This is a genomic window from Rhizobium sp. BK456 (assembly GCF_014194045.1).
GTDB classification, from domain to species: Bacteria; Pseudomonadota; Alphaproteobacteria; order Rhizobiales; family Rhizobiaceae; genus Rhizobium; species Rhizobium redzepovicii.
Window position 1 is genome coordinate 251,321 of record NZ_JACIAO010000011.1, and the last position, 21,913, is coordinate 273,233.

At 63.2% G+C, this 21,913-nt stretch carries 14 protein-coding genes; 3 read left to right on the forward strand and 11 right to left on the reverse strand.

The window, feature by feature from the left end:
- Positions 1-238: 238 nt before the first annotated feature.
- From rpmG to FHX03_RS27485, 9 genes are all read right to left on the reverse strand, one after another.
- Complete coding sequence (gene rpmG, locus FHX03_RS27445; protein WP_003587245.1) at positions 239-406, reverse strand: 50S ribosomal protein L33; 168 nt, start codon at positions 404-406, stop codon at positions 239-241.
- 92 nt (positions 407-498) lie between these two features.
- Complete coding sequence (locus FHX03_RS27450) at positions 499-1,683, reverse strand: MFS transporter (protein WP_054181885.1); 1,185 nt, start codon at positions 1,681-1,683, stop codon at positions 499-501.
- Between the two features lie 254 nt (positions 1,684-1,937).
- The gene (locus tag FHX03_RS27455; RefSeq protein WP_183856361.1) at positions 1,938-2,390 is read right to left on the reverse strand and encodes a DUF983 domain-containing protein; all 453 of its coding nucleotides are present in this window, start codon (positions 2,388-2,390) and stop codon (positions 1,938-1,940) included.
- Between the two features lie 71 nt (positions 2,391-2,461).
- Positions 2,462-4,834 carry a ribonuclease R gene (gene rnr, locus FHX03_RS27460; RefSeq protein WP_131711060.1) on the reverse strand — a complete coding sequence of 791 codons (2,373 nt, stop codon included), beginning with the start codon at positions 4,832-4,834 and terminating at the stop codon, positions 2,462-2,464.
- A 1-nt stretch (position 4,835) separates the two neighbouring features.
- Entirely contained in the window at positions 4,836-7,490 is a 2,655-nt protein-coding gene (gene topA, locus FHX03_RS27465) for a type I DNA topoisomerase (protein ID WP_183856363.1), read from the reverse strand.
- 171 nt (positions 7,491-7,661) lie between these two features.
- The gene (gene dprA / locus FHX03_RS27470; RefSeq protein WP_183856365.1) at positions 7,662-8,804 is read right to left on the reverse strand and encodes a DNA-processing protein DprA; all 1,143 of its coding nucleotides are present in this window, start codon (positions 8,802-8,804) and stop codon (positions 7,662-7,664) included.
- Positions 8,804-9,424 (reverse strand): glycerol-3-phosphate 1-O-acyltransferase PlsY, encoded by a 621-nt coding sequence (plsY, locus tag FHX03_RS27475; protein WP_183856367.1) that lies wholly within the window; start codon positions 9,422-9,424, stop codon positions 8,804-8,806. Before plsY ends, dprA begins: the two co-directional genes overlap by 1 nt.
- 59 nt (positions 9,425-9,483) lie before the next feature.
- Entirely contained in the window at positions 9,484-10,773 is a 1,290-nt protein-coding gene (locus tag FHX03_RS27480; protein ID WP_183856369.1) for a dihydroorotase, read from the reverse strand.
- Positions 10,770-11,726, reverse strand: a complete 957-nt coding sequence (locus FHX03_RS27485; protein WP_003587231.1) for an aspartate carbamoyltransferase catalytic subunit — start codon at positions 11,724-11,726, stop codon at positions 10,770-10,772. Before FHX03_RS27485 ends, FHX03_RS27480 begins: the two co-directional genes overlap by 4 nt.
- 179 nt (positions 11,727-11,905) lie before the next feature.
- On the opposite strand from FHX03_RS27485, the gene FHX03_RS27490 reads away from it, so the two are divergent.
- Positions 11,906-13,564 (forward strand): acyl-CoA dehydrogenase family protein, encoded by a 1,659-nt coding sequence (locus tag FHX03_RS27490; protein ID WP_183856371.1) that lies wholly within the window; start codon positions 11,906-11,908, stop codon positions 13,562-13,564.
- Between the two features lie 284 nt (positions 13,565-13,848).
- On the opposite strand, the gene FHX03_RS27495 is transcribed toward FHX03_RS27490, so the two are convergent.
- Positions 13,849-14,058: a type II toxin-antitoxin system VapB family antitoxin gene (locus FHX03_RS27495; RefSeq protein ID WP_183856373.1), complete on the reverse strand. Its 210-nt coding sequence runs from the start codon at positions 14,056-14,058 to the stop codon at positions 13,849-13,851.
- Positions 14,059-14,199: 141 nt separating this feature from the next.
- Positions 14,200-17,097 (reverse strand): ribonuclease E/G, encoded by a 2,898-nt coding sequence (locus FHX03_RS27500; protein WP_183856375.1) that lies wholly within the window; start codon positions 17,095-17,097, stop codon positions 14,200-14,202.
- Between the two features lie 625 nt (positions 17,098-17,722).
- On the opposite strand from FHX03_RS27500, the gene FHX03_RS27505 reads away from it, so the two are divergent.
- A complete protein-coding gene (locus FHX03_RS27505) occupies positions 17,723-18,997 on the forward strand; it encodes an N-acetylmuramoyl-L-alanine amidase (RefSeq protein ID WP_183856377.1) in 1,275 nt (424 codons plus the stop codon).
- Between the two features lie 365 nt (positions 18,998-19,362).
- Entirely contained in the window at positions 19,363-21,822 is a 2,460-nt protein-coding gene (locus FHX03_RS27510; RefSeq protein WP_097627261.1) for a penicillin-binding protein 1A, read from the forward strand.
- Positions 21,823-21,913: the final 91 nt, after the last annotated feature.

Here is a 21,913-nt window from a genome sequence, read left to right on the forward strand (position 1 = left end):
TCAGGTCCGCCGCATCTCCTGGGTCGTGGGGTCGGTCGGCTAGTAGGCAAGTTATAGCGGTTCCTCGTGCCGTTTTGCATGCTGGCCGACCCCCTTTCAAGAAAACGCCGCCACTTCCCGAAGATGGAAGGGCGGCGTTTTTCTGTTTGCGCTGTCATTTTCAAGAGGGCCAATTCGGGCAATAAAAAACGCGCAACCCGAGGGCGCGCGCTTTTTGCGAAATCCGGCAACCAAGTGATTACTTGATCTTGGTTTCCTTGAACTCGACGTGCTTCTTAGCAATCGGGTCATACTTCGTCTTCGTCATCTTGTCCGTCATCGTACGGCTGTTCTTCGTCGTGACGTAGAAGAAACCGGTGTCGGCTGTCGACAGCAGCTTGATCTTGATTGTTGTAGCCTTGGCCATGGTCGTCCTGCCTTTAAGAAAATGAAAGCCGTGGAAGCCGGATGGGCTCCACGGCAAATTCTGGCGCGAAACTACGAATCCCGCCCGAAAAGTCAAGTCCGTTTTCGAATGAACATCAGTCTGATGCCGGAAAGTAGGGCGTAGAGGCCGAAGAATGCGGCAATCGCCCAGGCAAAACCGTTATTTCCGGCGACATCGATCGCCGCACCGATTGCCTGCGGCCCGGCCACGGTTCCCATCGCATAACAGAAGACGAAGGCGGCATTGGCCGCCGCAAGGTCGGAGCCCGTCAGCCGTGAGCCGAGATGACTGAGGCCGACCGTATAAAGGCCGGAGACGCAGCCGCCCCAGAAAAGCAGGAGCCCGGCCATCAGCAGCCAGTTGTCAACCAGCAGCGGCAGCATCATCGAACCGACGAAGCCCATCAGCGCCATGCCGGCCAGAAGCGGCCGCTTGTCGGGAATGCGGTCGGAAAGCAGGCCGAGCGGGATCTGGAAGATGACATTGCCGACGCCCATCATGGTAAGCAGAAGTGCGGCCTGCGATTCGGTGAAATGGGCGCGTACGGCAAAGATCGGGAACAGGGACAGGCCGCCCGCTTCGACCGCGCCGAAGATGAAGACCGCCGCCGTTGCCGTCGGCACCAGGAAGACGTAGCGCATGAAATGCAGCTCCGGTTTTTCCTCGAGCACCGGGCTCTCGTCGCGGGCAATGAAGATCGGAATGGCGGCCAGCAGGATAGCGCCGGCGCCGATCAGGAAGGGGAAGATGCCGTCGCTGCCGAGGATCGAAAACAAGAGCGGCCCGGCCGCAAAGCCGAGGGAAAGCACGGTCGCATAGATGCCGAGCACGAAGCCGCGTTTGGACGGCGGCGAGGCGGCATTGATCCAGAATTCGGAAAGGATGAACAGCGTCGTCGTTGCGCCGTGAAAGGCGAAACGCAACGGAAACCACATCCAGAAATCCTGGGCATAATAAAACCCAAGCGCGCTCAGCGCCGAAATCAGCACCGCCCAGAGCATAGTCGGCGCAACGCCGTATTTATGCGCGAGCCTGGTGGTGATGGGTGCGGCGGCCATCGCCGCGACGCCTGCCATCGCCGTGTTCAGCCCGATCAGTGTAGACGAGATGCCGCGTTTTTCCAGGATGATGCTAAGAAGCGGGAGCCCGAGGCCGATTGCTATGCCAACGGCTGAGATCGACGAGATGGCTGCCACCAGAGAAGGCCAATGGATTTCCTCGACATCGCCCGGTGTGCCGTTTCTCGGCTGAGACATTTATCCATCCTTAGAAAGCTGCGCGAGCGAATCGGCCGGTCCCCGTCGGACAGATAGACACAGACGTGCCAAATCCGGGTGACGGATGCCGCTTCGCAGTATTTCCGATGTGAGTGACCATCTGCGGAATGTAAAGCCCGTTCGGCCAAGAAATGCTTACCATGTCGGGTTGAGGATCGTCGGCTGCCGCATTTGGGTGGTGGTCGGTGGAGCGCTGGCACTACACGGTAAATATGTCTGGAAGGTGAAAGTGATCACTCCGGGGGTCCGGGGATGTCATAATCGTCCGGACCATCGCTCTCGCCGCCGAAACCGTGCATGCGCAGCGCCCATTGCAGGCCGATGACGCCGCCCTTGATCGGCTGGATCGAGGCGAGCGCGGTGATGACGGTGATCGGTGCCCAGATGGCAATATGCACCCATATCGGCAGCACGAAGGTCATGTCGGTCAGCATGTAGCCGCCGACCACGACGTGTCCGAGAACGAGGATGACGATGTAGGGCGGCAGGTCGTCGGCGCGTTGGTGATGCATCGCCTCGCCGCAGGCCGCGCAATGATCGACCGGCTTCAGGAAGGCACGGAAAAGTTTGCCGCTGCCGCAGGCCGGGCAGCGGTTCACCAGCCCGCGCAGGATGGAGCGTCCCAGCGGACGCTCGGCCTCGGGCCTGTCGCCATAGCGGACGACCGGTTCGGTCGGTGTTCTCATCGCATCTTCCTCTTCAGGCCGCATAGGCTGGTGAATCTCGCCCAATGCCGCTTTCGGACAGCCGGAACATTTCAATGCCGCCCGCGCGGTGGCCTCGTTCCCGGCTTCTTGCGAAGCTGGCCCCGGTCGCGGCGGCCGGCTTTGTGGAAGGAGCGCACCGCCGCCGGCATCGCGCGCCCTTCGCTGACCATCTCGAACCGAAGCGCGCCGGCAAGCGGGATTGCTTCGGCAAGCTTCACCGTGACGTTGTCGCCAAGGCGATAGCCGAGCCCCGTACGTTCACCCGAGAGCGCCTGATGCGCCTCGTCATAGATGAAATAGTCGGTGCCGAGCGTCGATATCGGGACGAAACCGTCGGCGCCATACTCCGGCAGGGCGATGAAAAGCCCGGATTTCGTAACACCCGAGACCCGCCCGGCAAATTCCTCGCCGACGCGTCCGCTCAAATGATGCGCGATCAGCCGGTCGACCGTCTCACGCTCGGCCGCCATCGCCCGGCGCTCGAAGGTCGAAATTTCCGCGGCGATATCGTCGAGCGCTGCCTCTTCCTCTGTCGTGATGCCGCCTTCGCCGAAGCCGAGCGAGCCGACGAGGGCGCGATGCACGATGAGATCGGCGTAACGACGGATCGGCGAGGTGAAATGCGCGTATTTCATCAGGTTGAGGCCGAAATGGCCAATATTCTCGGGGCCGTAGATCGCCTGGCTCTGCGAGCGCAGCACCATCTCGTTGACCATGGTCTGGTGCGGCGTGCCGTCGGCCTTCGCCAGAATGCCGTTGAAGTTGTTGGCGCGCATATTGCCGCCCTTGGCAAGCGGGATGCCGAGCGTCGCCAGGAACTCGCGCAGGATTTCCTGCTTGGCAAGCGTCGGCCCGTCATGGATGCGGTAGATCAGCGGCTGGCGTTTCTTTTCCAGGGTCTCGGCGGCGGCGACGTTCGCCTGGATCATCATCTCCTCGATCAGCTTGTGCGCGTCGAGCCGCGGCGGCACGTGGACCCGGTCGACGGTGCCGTCGGGCTTCAGCAGGATCTTGCGCTCCGGCATGTCGAGTTCCAGCGGCTGGCGCCGGTCGCGGCCGCGCTTCATCACCTCGTAGGCGTGCCAGAGCGGCTTCAGGATCGGCTCGAGCATCGGCCAGGTCTTGTCGTCCGGCTTGCCGTCGATCGCCGCCTGCGCCTGCTGGTAGGAGAGTTTGGCCGCGCTCTTCATCATGACGCGATGAAACGTGTGGCCGATCTTGCGGCCTTCCCCGGAAAAGCTCATGCGCACGGCAAGCGCCGGGCGGTCGACGCCTTCCTTCAGCGAGCAGAGATCGTTGGAAATGCGCTCCGGCAGCATCGGCACGACGCGATCCGGGAAATAGACCGAGTTGCCGCGCTTCAGCGCCTCGCGGTCGAGCGGCGACTTCGGGCGGACATACCAGGAGACGTCGGCAATCGCCACGGTGACGATGACGCCGCCGGGGTTGTCGGGCGAGGGGTCGAGTTCGGCATAGACGGCGTCGTCGTGGTCCTTGGCATCGGCCGGATCGATGGTGATCAGCGGCACGTCGCGCCAGTCCTCGCGATGCGACATCGTCGCCGGTTTTGCGTCCTCCGCCTCGGCGATGACGGCTGGCGGGAAGACATGCGGAATGCCGTGCGCATGGATGGCGATCATCGAGATCGCCTTTTCCGAGCCGACCGAACCCACGACCGAAAGCACCTTGGCGCGGGGCAGGCCGAAGCGCCCGAGACGGGCGACTTCGATCTCGACCAGGTCGCCGTCTTTGGCACCGCCGGTGAAGTCTGGATCGATGACCATCTCCTCGCCGCGCCGCTCGATCGGCAGCAGCCGGCCGCCGCCGCCGGGTGCTGCGCGGAAAACGCCCATCGAGGCGCCGCGGCGCTTGTCGATCACTTTGATGATCCGCGCCGTATAGGCCGGCCCGCCGCGATCGACGGCCGGGAAGATCTTCGCCAGAATGCGGTCGCCGAGGCCGGCGACCGGTGCCTTGCCCTTGCCCTGGCGGCCTGCGGGCGATTGCTGGCGGATGGCGACGGCGGGCGCGACACCCTGATCCTCGGGCCATTCCGCCGGCCGGCCGATCAGATCGCCGTCCTTGTCGCGCGTGGTGATATCGAGAACGGTGACCGGCGGCAGCGCGCCGGGGCGGATTAGCGACTTGCGGTTCTTCTGCAGCATGCCTTCTTGCTCGAGCTCCTGCAGCATGTGCTTGAGCTCGACGCGGCTGTCGCCCTTCAGCCCGAAAGCCTTGGCGAGTTCCCGCTTGGAAGCTTTCTGCGGATGATCGGCGATGAAGCGCAGGATCACCTCCCGCGACGGCAGCGCGCCGTGGACGATATTCAGCGGCTCGACGGCGGGAGCATCCTTGCCGGCACGGCCGATCTTGCCCGGGCGCTTGCCCGCAGGGTTCGTTCTGTCGCGCGGTATTCTGCTCACGTCAGCTCTTTTTCGATTTCGCGGGCGCTTTCGCCTTCGTTGCCTTTGGCTTGGCCGCCGTCTTGGTGGTCTTGGCTTCGGCCGCCGCCGCCTTCGGCTTGGCTTTCGCCTTGCTCGTCTTGCCCGCAGGCGCCTTGCCGGCCTTTTCCGTGATCAGCGCCAGCGCCTCCTCGACGGTGATGGCCTGCGGATCCTTGCCCTTGGGCAGTGTGGCGTTGACCTTGCCCCAGTTGACGTAAGGACCGTACTTGCCGTCGCGAACAGTAATGGCGCCGCCATCGGGATGATCGCCGAGCGTCTTCAGCGCCGCCGGCGTGCCGCGCGAACCGCGGCCCGGCGCCTGTTTTGCCTTTTCGGCAATGACGGTCACGGCGCGGTTGAGGCCGACCGAGAACACATCCTCGATCGTTTCCAGATTGGCATAGGAACCGTCATGCAGCAGGAACGGCCCATAGCGGCCGATGCCAGACGAGATCATCTTGCCCGATTCCGGATGTTTGCCGATATCGCGCGGCAGCGAAATCAGCGCCATCGCCTTTTCGTAGTCGATGTCCTCAGGCTTCCAGCCCTTCGGCAGCGAAGCGCGTTTGGCCTCCTTGCCGTCGCCGCGCTGGATATAGGGGCCGAAGCGGCCAGAGCGCAGCGTCAGTTCCTCGCCGGTCGTCGGATCGGTGCCGAGGTTCTTCGGTTCGTTGAGGGCGGCACCATCCGCTTCTCCGCCGTTTTCGGAGGAGAGCTGGCGGGTGTAATTGCATTCCGGATAGTTCGAGCAGCCGACGAAGGCGCCGTATTTGCCGAGCTTCAGCGACAGGTTGCCGGTGCCGCAGACCTGGCAGATCCGGGGATCGCTGCCGTCTTCCCGCTTCGGGAAGACCAGCGGCGCCAGCGCCTCGTTCAGCGAATCGAGCACATTGGTGACGCGCAGTTCCTTGGTGTCTTCGATCTGGGCGAAGAAATCTTTCCAGAAATCGCGCAGCACCTGCTTCCAGTTCAGCTCGCCGGCGGAAATCCGGTCGAGCTTTTCCTCGAGATCGGCGGTGAAGTCGTATTCGACATATTTGGTGAAGAAGCTTTCGAGGAAAGCCGTCACCAGCCGGCCCTTGGCCTGCGGGATCAGCTTGCGTTTGTCGATCGTCACGTAGTCGCGGTCGCGCAGCGTCGTCAGCGTCGCGGCATAGGTGGAGGGGCGGCCGATGCCGAGCTCTTCCATCTTCTTGATCAGCGAGGCTTCCGAGTAGCGCGGCGGCGGCTCGGTGAAATGCTGGGTCGAATTGATCTTCTGCTTGGCGAGCGTCTCGCGCGCATTGATCTCCGGCAGGCGGCCACCCTCGTCGCCGTCGTCGCTCTGCTCGCCGTCTTCCTTCTGATCGGTATAGGCGGCTATGAAGCCATCGAAGCGGATGACCGAGCCGACGGCGCGCAGCCCGGCCTTCTCGCCCTTGTTGTCGGCGGTGATTTCAGCCGTCGTGCGCTCGATTTCGGCCGAGGCCATCTGGCTGGCGATACCGCGCTTCCAGATCAGGTCGTAGAGCCGAATCTGGTCGGCGTCGAGGAATTGGCGCACGCGGTCGGGCGAGCGGTAGAAATCGGTCGGGCGGATCGCCTCGTGCGCCTCCTGGGCGTTCTTGGCCTTGGTGGAATAGAAGCGCGCCTTTTCAGGCATATAACGCTCACCGAACTGGTCGACGATGGCGCGGCGCGCCGCCTCGATCGCCTCGGGCGCCATCTGCACGCCGTCGGTTCGCATATAGGTGATGAGACCGACGGTCTCGCCGCCGATATCGACGCCTTCATAAAGCTTCTGGGCGATCTGCATGGTGCGCGATGCGGAGAAGCCGAGATTGGAGGAGGCAGCCTGCTGCAAGGTCGAGGTCGTAAATGGCGGTCCGGGATTGCGCTTGACCGGCTTGGCTTCGACCGCGTCGACGACATAGCTCGCGCCGTCCAGCAACGCCTTCAGGCGGCCCGCGTCCTCGCCGTTGCCGATCGCGCGCGGCTGCAGCCGCTTGCCGTTGGCCGAAACCAGCCTTGCCTCGAACTCGTCGCCACGCGGCGTCTTCAGCAGCGCCGAGATGTTCCAGTATTCTTCCGAAATGAACCGCTCGATTTCGGATTCGCGGTCGCAGACCAGGCGAAGCGCCACCGACTGGACGCGGCCGGCGGAGCGTGCGCCGGGCAGCTTGCGCCAGAGGACCGGCGAAAGATTGAAGCCAACGAGGTAGTCGAGCGCGCGGCGCGCGAGATAGGCGTCGACCAGCGGCACGTCGATGTCGCGCGGATCGGCCATCGCGTCGAGCACCGCCTTCTTGGTGATCGCGTTGAAGACGACTCGCTTGACCGGCTTGCCGTTCAGCACCCGCTTCTTGTTGAGCATGTCGAGGACGTGCCAGGAAATCGCTTCGCCTTCGCGATCCGGGTCGGTCGCGAGAAAAAGGCCGTCGGAAGATTTCACCGCGTCGGCGATATCCTTCATCCGTTTGGCCGAGGCCCCGTCGACCTCCCAAAGCATTTCGAAATCCTGATCGGGGAGGACCGAGCCATCCTTGGCAGGCAGATCGCGCACATGGCCGAAGGAGGCGAGCACTTTGTATCCCGAACCCAGATACTTGTTGATCGTCTTGGCCTTGGCAGGCGATTCCACCACTACAACATTCATGATGATTCTCTAAAAAAGGAAACGACGCCAGCGTTGAAACCAGCGCAACACACACCGCAACATGGATGTCGGCCCTCCGACATGGACAGGGAAATCGCTGCGGTCAAGGGGTTAGCTACAATTTTACGTCTTGCGGCTGCTGCAAAGCGGCCGGCCCGTATCGCGCAAAGCTCAATCGGAAAGCGAGATGAGACCGCCCTGATGCCGGTGCAGCCTGCCTGCGATGTCGAGTTCCAGCAGGATCAGATAGACCGCCGATGCCGACAGTCCGGTGTGGCGGATAATATCGTCGATCTCGACCGGCGTCGGCCCGAGCGCATCGATGATGCGATTGCGATCCGTATCGCCGGGCGGCATCGTCATTGCCCCGCCGTCACGCGGCGGCTCCTCCGCCATCGACGACGGGAACAGCTCGAATTGCACAAGCGGCGCCAAGGCCTCGATGACATCGGCGGGTGCGGTGACGATCGAAGCGCCGTCCTTGAGCAGGCCGTTGGTGCCATGGCAGCGCGGATCGAGCGGTGAGCCCGGTACGGCAAATACCAGCCGGCCGAACTCGCCGGCAAGGCGGGCGGTGATCAGCGATCCCGAGCGCGTTGCCGCTTCCACCACGACGAGGCCGAGCGCGATGCCGGCGATCAGCCGGTTCCGCCGCGGGAAATCACGGGCGCGGGGCTCCCAGCCGAAAGGCATTTCGCTGACCGCCAGGCCGTTGCCGCCGGTTATCTCCGCAAGCAGGCCGATATTCTCCGGCGGGTAGGGTTGGTCGAGACCGCCGGCAAGGGCCGCGATCGTGCCCGTCTCCAGGCTTGCCCGATGCGCCGATGTGTCGATGCCGCGCGCCAGGCCCGAGACGACGGTATATCCAGCCCGGCCGCAGTCGCGGGCCACCATCGCCGCGAATTTGGCGCCGGCGATCGAGGCGTTGCGCGAGCCGACGACGCCGACAGCAGGTCGTTTGGCGGCGGCAAGCGTGCCCTTGACGGCCAGCAGCGGCGGCGCGCCGTCGATCTGCTTCAGCGCCTGTGGATAGTCCGGCTCGCCGATGCCGACGAAGCGGGCGCCGAAACGATGCGCCGCCTCCAGCTCCCGATGCGCCTCGGCCTCGCTGGCGATACGGATTGCCCGCGTCGCACCGCCGCGCGCCGAAAGCTCCGGCAACGCCGCAAGCGCCGCCTCGGCCGAACCGAAATGATTGATGAGGTCGCGAAAGGTCGCCGGGCCGATATTGTCGGAACGGATGAGGCGCAGCCAGGCAATTCTCTGCCGTTCGCTCAGCACAGTGCCTTTTGGTCCCGTGCTCAGCGCATCCATTATCCCTTCGCCCCGATCTTGCTTTCCGTCCCGCCCATCAGGCGGGAGATATTCGTCCTGTGCTTCCAGTAGGAGATCAGCGTCATGATCGCCATGACGGCTGCAACCTTTTCATTGCCCAATATCCACAGCGCAACCGGGATGACAAGCATGGCGACCAGCGCCGACAGCGAGGAATAGCGGGTGGTGAAGGCGATTGCCAGCCAGACGGCGGCGAAGAGCACGACCATGATCGGTGCGACGCCGAGCAGGGTGCCGATATAGGTGGCGACGCCCTTGCCGCCCTTGAAGCCGATCCAGACCGGGAAGAGGTGGCCGATGAAGGCGAAGAAGCCGGCGATGATCGCAGCCTCCTCACCGAGAAAGTAACCGACGACCCAGGCCGCCGCCGATGCCTTCAGCGCATCGAGCAGCAGCGTCGCCGCCGCGAGCTTGCGATTTCCGGTTCTCAGCACATTGGTCGCGCCGATGTTGCCGGAGCCGATGCTGCGCACGTCGCCGAGCCCGGCGGCGCGCGTCAGGATCAGGCCGAAAGGAATGGAGCCGAAGAGATAGCCGATGACGGCGGCGGCAAGCGCGATCGGCAGCGTGATCTGCCATGACATGAGATTGGATAACATATACCGCCTCAGCCCCTCCGTGGCCTATCCCTAATATGCCGTTTTAAGGACACCGTTTCCTAAAGCGCGTGGACAAGCTTTCCCGAGACATATGTCGCGACCGCCCGCCCGCTGAAGCGCGCATCTTCGAACGGCGTGTTCTTCGAGCGAGAGAGAAGCATGTCTTTGGCGACAAGCCAAGGCTCATCGAGATCGATCAGCGCGATATCGGCCGCAGCCCCCGGCTTCAGCGTGCCGGCGGGGAGGCCGAAAATCTCAGCCGGGCGGGTGGACATGGCGTCGATCAGCCGCATCAGGCTCACTTGGCCGCCATGGTGAAGCCTCAGAGCCGCCGCCAGCGTGGTTTCGAGGCCGATCGCCCCGTCTTCAGCCTCGCCGAAGGGCAGTCGCTTCGTATCGACATCCTGCGGGTCGTGCGAGGAGACGATGATATCGATCGCGCCGCGTGCCAACGCCTCGACCATGGCGCCCCGGTCGTCTTCCGGGCGCAGCGGCGGGTAGAGCTTGAAGAAGGTGCGATATTCGCCGATGTCGTTTTCGTTGAGCGCCAGATTGTTGATCGAGATGCCTGAGGTCACCTTGGCACCGCGGCTGCGGGCGCGTTCGATCGCCTCGACCGACTGCGGCACCGAGATCATCGCGGCATGATACCGGCCGCGTGTCAGCTCTGCGATCCTGAGATCGCGTTCGAGCGGGATCAGCTCGGCTTCTCTTGGAATGCCGGAGAGCCCGAGCCAGCTGGCGAAAAGCCCCTCATGCATGACGCCGTTGGCGCCAAGATATTTGTCGCGCGTTTCGCAGCAGATGACGGCGCCGAATTCGCGCGCATAAGTCATGATCCGCCGCAGCACCTGCGTGTCGTGGACGCTGGAATGGGCGTCGGTGAAGGCGACGGCGCCTGCTTGCATCAGCAGGCCGATCTCCGTCATCTCCTCGCCGGCAAGCCCCTTGGTCAGGGCGGCGGCCGGATAAACGTTGACGGCAGCGGTGTCGCGCGCCGTCTTCTTGACGAATTCAACGAGCGCGATGTCGTCGATGACGGGATCGGTGTCCGGCATCATGATGATCGAGGTGACGCCGCCGGCTGCGGCCGCCCGGCTCGCCGAGGCGATCGTCTCGCGGTGCTCGCCGCCGGGTTCGCCGATATGGACGCGCGCATCGACGAGGCCGGGCGTGGCGACAAGGCCGGCGCAGTCGCGGATATCAGCGCCTTCGGGCGCGCCCTGGTTCTGCGCCGCGCTGCCGGCAGCCAGGATCACCCCGTTTGCGGCGATGATCGAACCCACCTCGTCGAGATTGCGCGAGGGATCGACGATGCGGACGTTCTGGAGGACGATCGGGTTGCTCATGCCTTCAATCCATCGGTTCGGGGGCCTTGGTTCTGCGATACGAGCAGCGTCTCCATCACCGCCATTCGCACCGCGACCCCCATTTCCACCTGTTCGGCGATCACGCTCTGCGGACCGTCCGCCACCTCGGAGGCGATCTCAACGCCGCGGTTCATCGGGCCGGGATGCATGACTAGCGCATCCTCTTTCGCCGCCTTCAACGTTTCGGCGTCGAGTCCGTAGAAATGATAGTATTCGCGCACCGAAGGCACGAAGGCGCCGGACATGCGTTCGCGCTGCAGCCGCAGCATCATCACCACATCGGCGTCCTTCAGTCCTTCCTTCATCGAATGGAAGACCTCGACGCCCATATCGGCGATGCCGGCGGGCAGCAGAGTGGCGGGCGCGACGACGCGCACGCGGGCGCCCATCGCATTGAGCAGCAGGATATTGGAGCGCGCCACCCGCGAATGCAGCACGTCGCCACAGATCGCCACGATGATGCGCGAGAGCTTGCCTTTGGCGCGGCGGATCGTCAGCGCATCGAGCAGCGCCTGGGTCGGATGTTCGTGCTGCCCGTCGCCGGCATTGACGACCGAGCAGGAGACCTTCTGGGCGAGAAGGGCGGCCGCCCCCGCGCTCGAATGGCGGATGACCAGCACGTCGGGGCGCATCGCATTCAGCGTCATCGCCGTATCGATCAGCGTCTCGCCCTTCTTCACCGAGGAATTGCCGACCGACATGTTCATGACGTCGGCGCCGAGCCGCTTCCCGGCAAGTTCGAACGAGGCCTGCGTGCGTGTCGATGCCTCGAAGAAGAGGTTGATCTGCGTCAGTCCGCGCAGCGTCGATGTCTTCTTCTCTCGCTGGCGGCTGATCTTGACGGCTTCGTCGGCCTTGTCGAGCAGATAGGTGATATCCTGCTCGGTGAGGCCCTTAATGCCGATGAGGTGGCGGTGGGGGAAAAAGACCATGACCCTGCCTCTTGCTGTCTCTGGCGGGTCTATAAAGAGTGCGGCCCGCCGGGGCAAGCATGCGCTGTGGGCAAAGGCTTATGTCCCCATGCATTTTCGCCAGAATTCCGATAGAGCAGAATGAACCGAATCATAACTTCCGGTTTCCCTTTGCCGGGTTCTTACACTAGAAGCGAATTATGACCTCCGCCAACCGGACTGACGAAAAACTCGCAGAACTCAACCAGCCGAGCCTGTGGTCTGGCATCAACGCCTATCGGTCCGATCCGCTGATCGTCGATCTGACGGCGGCCCTGCCGCGCGGCATTCGCGAAGACCTGGAAAACATGGGCCGCTACGTCACCTCGCCAGAGGCGCAGGAACTGGCGCGCATGGCAAACCAGGGCGCGCCGCAGCTGCGCACCCACGGTCCGCGCGGCGAGCGCCTCGACGTCGTGGAATTCCACCCGGCCTGGCATGCACTGATGCGCCGCTCCATGTCGGTCGGCCTGCATTCTTCCGTCTGGGATCCGCAGGCCGATGCCGATGCCAAGGATGAGGCCCACAAGGTTCGCGCCGCCCGCTTCTATCTGACCGCGCAGCTGGAATCCGGCCATCTCTGCCCGCTGACGATGACCAGCGCCTCCGTTGCCGCGCTCTCGGCCTCGGCCGCGGTGCAGAAGGACTGGGCGCCCAAAATCCTCTCGCGCAAATATGATTCGTCGAACAAACCCGCCATGCAGAAATCCGCCGTCACCATCGGCATGGGCATGACGGAAAAGCAGGGCGGCACGGATGTGCGCGCCAACCGCAGTGCTGCCGAAAAGGTCAGCGAAGGCATCTACCGGCTGTCCGGCCACAAATGGTTCATGTCCGCTCCGATGAGCGATGCCTTCATCATGCTGGCGCAGACGAAGGAGGGCATGGGCTGCTTCCTCGTGCCGCGGCTGCTGGAGGATGGTTCGGCCAACGGCTTGCAGTTCCAGCGGCTGAAGGACAAGGTCGGCAACCGATCCAACGCCTCTGCCGAGGTCGAGTTCACCGATACCTTCGGCTTCCTGCTCGGCGGCGCGGATGCCGGGATCCGCACCATTCTCGACATGGTGACGCTGACGCGGCTCGACTGCGCGCTGGCCTCGTCAGGCATGATGCGCGCCTCGCTGGCCGAAGCCGTACACCACACCCGCGGCCGCAACGTCTTCGGCAAGATGCTCGTCAACCAGCCGATCATGACGCGCGTGCTGGCCGACATGGCGCTCGATGTCGCCGCCGCCACCGCACTGTCCTTCCGTCTGGCCGACGCCTTCGACAAGGCGCGTGGCAATGCCGAGCAGGCAGCCTATGCCCGCGTCATGACGCCGGTCGCCAAATACTGGTGCTGCAAGATCGCGCCGGCGCTGATCTACGAGGCGATGGAATGCATCGGCGGCAACGGCTATATCGAGGAACGCCCGATCGCCCGCCATTACCGCGAAGCTCCCGTCAACGCCATCTGGGAAGGCTCCGGCAACGTCATGGCGCTCGACGTGCTGCGCGTGCTCAACCGCGGCAAGGACCTATTCGAGACGGTGTTCGCTGGTCTTGCCCGCGATCTCGGTCCGGCCGGCAAGAAGACGATCGACGTGCTGCGCGCTGCAATCGCGCTCTGCGAACAGGACGAGGGGGCCGCGCGCCTGCTCGTCGAGCAGCTGGCGCTTGCCGCCGGTGCCGCCGAACTCTATCGGCTGGGCGCTGGGCGCATCGCCGATGCCTTCATCGAGACGCGCCTTGCCGGCGGCTGGCGCTCCACCTACGGCATGCTCGATTCCCGCTTCGACGCCAGCTACATCGTCGACCTGCTCTATCCGCCGGCGGGCTGACCGCAGGCGGCGTATTGTTCACCTCGCCTCGTCGATCCAATCGATAGCGAAGCGCTGCGCCGACGGCTGCCCCTCACCCTAACCCTCTCCCCGTAAACGGGGCGAGGGGACGTGCCCCGCGAGACGCTGGCGACGGATGGAGACGTTGCGGCATATCCCCTTCTCCCCGCGCGCGGGGAGAAGGTGCCAGCAGGCGGAGGAGGGGGGTGTCGACGATCTCCCGGACCTGGCTGGCCACACTTGTCCCGCGCTGATGCACGATCCACCACCAGTGTGGATGACGATCACTGTCCGTCGTCCGGCTGGTCGCAACGTCTCACTTCCAGGTCGCCCTCCCAGCCTATGCCTGCGAGATCGGCGATCGCATTTTTCCGGCGGTGCTTCTCGATGAGGTTTCGCAAAGCCTGTTCGACGGCGGCATCTTTTGTCGCCAATCCCGTGACGATCATTGCTGCGTCGAGCAAGCCGTCATCGATATCGATCGTCGTCCGCATGACCACCTCGGCTGTACCAATATGATGAAGGTACACGCCCATCCCTTGGGGTTCAACTTCACTGAAGGTACCGTTGCCACAAGCAAAAATCCGACCGCGTCGCCGCGGCCGGATTGATCATTTACGTCCGAAAATCAGCGTTCAGAAGAAGCCACGGCGCTGCCACCAGCCGGCCTTTTTCGGCTTGCCGTCGTCGCTTTCGCCATTTTCGCTGCGGGTGGATTTCACAGTCGGCTCGGAGGAGGTGATGTTGGATTCGCGGTTGGCGCGAACTGGCTTTGCCTCTTCCGGGGCCTCTTCCTGAGCGGGCGTTTCGAGATCGGCGGAGGCCTCGACCAGCTCCGGCTCGGCTTCGGCGACAGGAGCTGCTTCTGCTACTGGCTCCTCCACAGGCGCTGGGGCGGCTTTGCGGCGGCCGCGGCCCCGGGCTGGCTTCACATCCTCGGTGACAACAGCCGCACCCTCGACAGCGGCAGCTGCGGCTTGGCTTTCGCCAGGCTGCTCGGCAACCGCTTCGACTGTTTCGGCTTCTCCAGCAGCGCCGTTGTTCGAAACGTCGTCGCCTTCGCTCTCTTCGCCGCCCTCGTCAGCGCCATTGTCTTCACCGGCTTCGCCGGCCATCAGTTCGGAACCGTCCTCGGCGCGGTTGCGGCGGCCGCCGCGCTTGCCGCGACGGCGGCGCTTGCGGCGCTGCGATTCTTCGCTCTCAGCCAGCGTCTCGGACGTGGCTTCGGTGGTTTCATCACCTTCGCCGCCCTCGTCGTCGCCGTCTTCATCCTCGTCGCCGGCTTCGCCTGCTGCCGATGCCGGCTGCTCGGCATTGCCGTTGCGGCCGCGCCGGCGCCGGCGGCGCTTGCGCTTGCGGTTGCCGTCACCTTCGCCTTCGGAGCGTGCCGCGACGGGTCGCTCAGTGGCTGCCGGCTTTTCCTCGAGTTCCTCGTCTTCTTCCTCATCCATTTCGATGACGATGTCGTCGTCGTCATCCTCGGGAATGGCTGCGAAATTGAAGAGCGTCTCGATCTTGACCGGGTTCTCCACGGCCTCGCCGCGATCGATGGCGAAATGCTGCGCCCCGACCGAACCGTCCGCATCGATGACGATAGCGACGCCGAAACGGTTTTCGTAATCGATGATTGTCTGGCGCTTGTGGTTGAGCAGGTAGAGCGCAATGTCAGGCGTGGTGCGTACGCTGATATTGTGCGTGGTATTCTTGAGCAGATATTCCTCGATACCGCGCAGGACATGCAGCGCGACGGAGGACTGCGAACGCACATGGCCGCTGCCGCCGCAATGCGAGCAGACCTGCGTCGTCGATTCGAGAACCGAGGCACGGATGCGCTGGCGCGACATTTCCAGCAGGCCGAAATGCGAGATACGGCCGACCTGGATGCGGGCGCGATCGTTCTTCAGGCATTCCTTGAGCTTCTTCTCGACAGCGCGGTTGTTGCGCTTCTCTTCCATGTCGATGAAGTCGATGACGATCAGGCCGGCGAGGTCGCGCAGGCGAAGCTGGCGGGCGATTTCCTCAGCGGCTTCGAGGTTGGTTTGCAGCGCGGTGTCCTCGATCGAGTGTTCGCGCGTCGAGCGGCCGGAGTTGACGTCAATCGAAACCAGCGCTTCCGTCTGGTTCATGATCAGGTAGCCGCCGGAGCGCAGCGTCACCTGCGGCTGCAGCATGCGGTCGAGCTGGGCTTCGATGCCGGAGCGCGAGAAGATCGGGTGAATGTCGCGATAGGGCTGAACCACCTTGGCATGGCTCGGCATCAGCATCTTCATGAAGTCTTTCGCTTCACGATAGCCTTCCTCGCCGGCAACGATGATCTCGCCGATATCCTTGTTGTAGAGGTCACGGATCGAGCGCTTGATCAGCGAGCCTTCCTCATAGACGAGGCAGGGAGCCGTGGACGCCAGCGTCAGCGTGCGCACGTTCTCCCAGAGCCGCATCAGATATTCGAAGTCGCGCTTGACCTCGACCTTGGTGCGGTTGGCGCCGGCCGTGCGCAGGATGACGCCCATGCCCTGCGGCACCTCGAGCATGCGCGCGATTTCCTTCAGGCGCTTGCGGTCGGCCGGGTTGGTGATCTTACGGGAAATGCCGCCGCCGCGCGCCGTGTTCGGCATCAGCACGGAATAGCGGCCGGCAAGCGATAGATAGGTGGTGAGCGCTGCACCCTTGTTGCCGCGCTCTTCCTTGGCGACCTGGACGAGCAGGATCTGGCGGCGCTTGATGACTTCCTGGATGCGGTACTGCTTGCGCGGCTTGCGCTGCACGCGATCCGGCACTTCCTCCATCGCGTCTTCGGCGCCGACGGATTCGATGACTTCCTCTTCGCCGTGATCGTCATCATCGTCGTCATCATCGTGGCGACGCTTGCTGGTGTCGACGTCTTCGGAGATCGAGTCTGTTTCCACCATGGCGGCCATCGCGCCGCCGGTCGAGCCGTCATCCTCGTTGTCGACGCTCGAAGCGCCTTCGGCTTCGACGTCTGTGGGAACGGCGTCCTCGGTCGCGGTCGTCTCGGCAGCCGGCTCGGCTGCCTTCTTGCGGCTGCGGCGCGGTCTGGCCTTCTTGGCCGGCGCTTCCTCAGCGGCCTCGGGCGATGCAGCGGCCTCTACCGCTGCCGGCTCTTCCGTCGCAGCAGCCGTTTCCGGCGCCTCTGCCGGCACGATGCCGACATCCGGCTGATCCTGCTTGGAAAGATCGACCATCGGCGCGGTTTCGACATGCTCGACATCTTCATCGCGGCGATGCTCCTCGGCCTCGGCCCGAAGCAGCGCCTGACGGTCGGCAAGCGGTATCTGATAATAGTCGGGATGGATTTCGGCGAAGGCCAGGAAGCCGTGCCGGTTGCCGCCGTAATCGACGAAAGCGGCTTGCAGCGAGGGCTCGACCCTCGTTACCTTTGCCAGATAGATGTTGCCGCGGATCTGCTTCTTGTGCTGCGACTCGAAGTCAAATTCTTCTATGCGGTTCCCGCGAACGACAACGACGCGCGTCTCTTCCTCGTGAGACGCATCGATAAGCATTTTGTCTGCCATGTAAGCTGTGCTCCTCGGCGTGGCCGCGAGAGCGCATTCCCGACTGCTGTTGAAACAGAAAGAATGCGGTCCACTGTAGCCGCGCCGGATAATGAAAGTCGCGCCTGATGCGAGGGGGAGGGCAGCAGCCAGACCGCAGCCGGAACCATTTCGGTCCGGGGCCTGTACACTTCAGATAAAACCTGCTGCGAAACCATCAACAACCAAGCGTGATCGACAAATACGAAGACCCGTTCGGGTCCGATGAGTTTGCTCCCTGAGAGCGTGGTGGCTGATCCACCAATGAATTCCGACAATAAGCCGGAAAATCAGGATCCAGTTCTAGGGATGAAGCGCATGAGACGGCGGACGATGACCGGTGGTGGCGCCAGGTCCTGATCTGGCTGGCAGCCTTTGCGGCGACTCTATCCCGTCAACACTTTACCCTAAAATTCGTTGTATGTTTTCTGTGTCACAATAGCAAGGGAAAAGCCAAATGTGCCATAATATTGATGGATTTCGTAACGCATAGAAACTGGGGATAAAGTGATTGCGATTCGGCGGGCCGCAAAGGGTGTTTCGTCCAGGCGACGTTCGACGCGGCCGCGTCGGCTCCATCGCAACACAGATAGGGTGTGGCGGGTTATTGTTTAAGAGGGATCGGATCGCGGCGAAATCCGCAGGGCGGCGGCGATCGACATTCGCAAGGCGGATTCTGGCAGCACTTCTGGCCGTCGGTCTGCTGCCGGCCGTTGCCGGTTCCGTCGAGGCCGGGGATCCGCTGCTTGCTTATGGCGCGCGCATCGTCGGCGACGATGCAAGGACCCGTATTGTCATCGATTTCGATCGCGAACCGCGCTTCTCGGTCCACTATATCGCCAATCCGGAACGCATCGTCATCGACCTGCCGGCGACCGCCTTCGGTTTTCCGGCCGAGGATCTCGCTGCCCGCGGCCTGTTCAAGGATATCCGCTACGGCAAGATGGACGAGGAAAGCGCCCGCATCGTTCTGACGACGGCACGGCCGGTGAAGCTGGCGCTCGCCAAGGTGCAGGCCGACGAGGCCGGCAAGGGTCATCGTCTTGTGCTCGATGCCGAGATGATCGACAAGCAGGCCTTTGCCGAACTGGTGAAGACGCAATCCTGGAATGATCGGACGTCGAGCGATGGGAGCGAGGCGGCCCAGACGACGAGCGCCATTCCGGCGCCTGAAAAACCCGCCCCCGGCGATTTCGTCATCGCCGTCGACGCCGGTCATGGCGGCATCGATACCGGCGCGATCGGGGTCGACACCAAGACCGAGGAAAAGCAGGTGACGCTTGCCTTCGCCAAGGCGCTGACCGAGCGGCTGAACAAGGAGCCCGGCATCAAGGCTTTCCTGACGCGCGAAGATGACGAGTTCCTGTCGCTTTCGCAGCGTGTGCTGATCGCCCGCCAGAACCATGCCGGCCTGTTCATTTCGCTGCATGCCGACACGCTGAAGCAGAAGGATATCCGCGGCGCTACCGTCTACACCATCTCCGACAAGGCATCCGACAAGCTCGCCGCCGACCTTGCCGAACGCGAAAACCTCTCCGACCAGATTGCCGGCAAGGAGACGGTCGCCGAGCCGCCCGAGGTCGCCGATATCCTGCTCGATCTGACCCGGCGCGAGACCCAGGCTTTCTCGATCTCGCTCGCCGAAAGCGTGCTGAATTCTTTCAAGGACCAGGTCGGCACCATCAACAACCCGCACCGTCATGCCGGTTTTCGCGTGCTGCAGGCCCCCGACGTGCCGTCGATCCTCCTCGAACTCGGGTTCCTCTCGAATGCCGACGATGAGAAACTGCTGCTCGACGAGACCTGGCGCGGCAAGATCGTCGGTCTTTTGACCGATGCGGTGAAGCGCTACCGCGCTGCCGTCATCGCCAATGGCGGCTGATGCCTGACCGACCCATAAATCCATAGGGGTTGTGGGTCGGCGAAATTAATGAAAACAAAGACTTAATGTAAGTCGCATGACTCAAAGTCTGAGCGGGATGGTTCGGATTGGCGGCGGGGGCGGGCGTTGCTTGGATGTGACAGTTCTAATGAAACGCGGCCGCAGCGGTGAATGCGGCGGGCAGAGCCCTATTTTCCTCACAATCGCGCCGTTACTCCGGCTTATGTTTCGTAAGCCTGTGGCGCGGAATCGGCTTGTGGCGGTAGCGCTCATGGAGTAAGCCGCGCAACGTGCAAATTGCCTTGATCCGTGCAATCGTTGCGTTCTGCGCCGATTGAAGATCGAAGAGACCGGTAGCTGAAAATATGGTTAGACTTTTTGGATATTTCTTCGGAATGGCCTGCGTCCTGTTTCTGGTCGCGGCGGCGGGTGTTGCCATCTATCTCGCCAACGTCGCGAAGGATCTCCCGGATTATGCCGTTCTGAACAGCTATGCGCCGCCGGTGACCACCCGTGTCCACGCCGGCAACGGTGCGCTGATGGCCGAATACGCCAAGGAAAAGCGTCTCTTTCTGCCGATCCAGGCCATCCCCGACCGCGTCAAGGCGGCTTTCCTGTCGGCCGAAGACAAGAATTTCTACAACCATCCGGGCGTTGATCTCACCGGTCTCGGCCGCGCCATCCTCGTCAACCTGCAGAATTTCGGTTCCGGCCGCCGCCCCGTCGGCGCGTCGACGATCACCCAGCAGGTCGCCAAGAATTTCCTTTTGAGCTCTGACCAGACGATCGACCGCAAGATCAAGGAAGCGATCCTGTCCTTCCGTATCGAGCAGGCCTACAGCAAGGACAAGATCCTTGAGCTCTACCTGAACGAGATTTTTTTCGGCCTGAATTCCTATGGCATCGCCGGCGCGGCACTCACCTATTTCAACAAATCCGTTACCGAACTGACGGTTGCCGAAGCCGCCTATCTGGCATCGCTACCGAAAGGTCCGGCCAATTATCATCCTTTCCGCCATCCCGAAGCTGCGCTCGAGCGTCGCAACTGGGTGATCGACCGCATGGTCGAGAATGGCTATGTCAGCCAGAGCGACGGCGAGGAAGCCAAGAAGCAGCCGCTCGGCGTCACCGCCCGCACGACCGGCCCCTCGCTTTTTGCTTCGGACTATTTCGCCGAAGCCGTGCGTCGCCAGTTGATCGACCAATATGGTGAGAAAGTCCTCTATGAAGGCGGCCTTTCGGTGCGCACCTCGCTCGATCCGCAGATGCAACTCGCTGCCCGCAAGGCGCTGCAGGACGGTTTGGTGACCTACGACGAGCGCCGCGGTTTCCACGGGCCCATCAAGCAGATCGATGCAAGCGGTGACTGGGGTAAGGCGCTTGCCGATATTCCTGCGCTCGCCGACGTCCCGGAATGGCGGCTTGCCGTCGTGCTCGCCGTCTCCGACAGCACCGTCGATATCGGCCTGCAGCCACCCAAGGATGGAAGCGGCAAGGTTTCGGCCGACCGTCAACGCGGCACGATCGACGCTAAGAACATGCAGTGGGCCTTCCGTTCGGCCGACAGCGCCCGCAAGAGCACGAAATCGCCGGTCGGCGCCGTCGCCCCCGGTGATGTCGTCTATGTCGCAAAGCTCGGCGACGACGCCTCGACCTCCTATCGCCTGCAGCAGCCGCCGAAGGTGCAGGGCGGCCTGGTCGCCATGGATCCGAAAACCGGCCGCGTGCTCGCCATGGTCGGCGGCTTCTCCTATTCGCAGTCCGAATTCAACCGCGCCACCCAGGCGATGCGCCAGCCGGGCTCCTCGTTCAAGCCCTTCGTCTACGCCGCCGCGATGGACAATGGTTATACGCCGGCCTCCGTCATCATGGACGCGCCGATCGAGATCGTCTCGGGCGGCCAGGTCTGGAGGCCGGAAAACTACGGCGGCGAATCCGGCGGCCCGTCGACGCTGCGTTCGGGCATCGAGCATTCCCGCAATCTGATGACGGTGCGCCTCGCCAACGATCTCGGCATGAACATCGTCGCCGAATATGCCGAGCGCTTCGGCATCTACGATCACATGCTGCCGGTTCTCTCCATGTCGCTCGGCGCTGGCGACACGACGGTGCTGCGCATGGTCTCGGCCTATTCGGTCATCGCCAATGGCGGTAAGCAGATCAAGCCGACATTGATCGACCGCATCCAGGACCGCTACGGCAAGACGATCTTCAAGCATGAGGAGCGTCTGTGCGAGGGCTGCAATGCCGGCGACTGGCAGAACCAGGAAGAGCCGAATGTCGTCGACAACCGCGAGACCGTTCTCGACCCGATGACCGCCTATCAGATCACCTCGATGATGCAGGGCGTCATTCAGCGCGGCACCGCCGCCGGCAAGATCGATCTCGGCGGCCGCGACGTCGCCGGCAAGACCGGCACCACCAACGACGAGAAGGATGCCTGGTTCGTCGGCTTCACACCGGATCTGGTCGCCGGCCTCTATATGGGCTTCGATACGCCTGGCCCGCTCGGCCGCGGCGGCACCGGCGGCGGTCTCTCCGCCCCGATCTTCAACGAATTCATGCAGGCCGCCGTCAAGGACACGCCGGAATCGAAGTTCGTCATCCCGCCGGGCATGAACCTGATTTCGATCGACCGCAAGACCGGCATGGCCGCCGTCGACGGCGATCCGAACACCATCATCGAGGCCTTCAAACCAGGCACCGGCCCGGCCGACAGCTTCAACGTCATCGGCATGGATAGCACCATGGCGCCGGAAGAGATCCTGAAGACCTCGCCGCAGGCAAACCAGGCCGTCCAGACCGGCACGCCCGGCCTGTTCTGACCGTCGCCGAATTTTGAACGCCCGCCGCGGCTCTTTACATCCGCGGCGGGCGTCTCTATTCAGCAGCATTTGAAGAAGACCGTTACAGAAA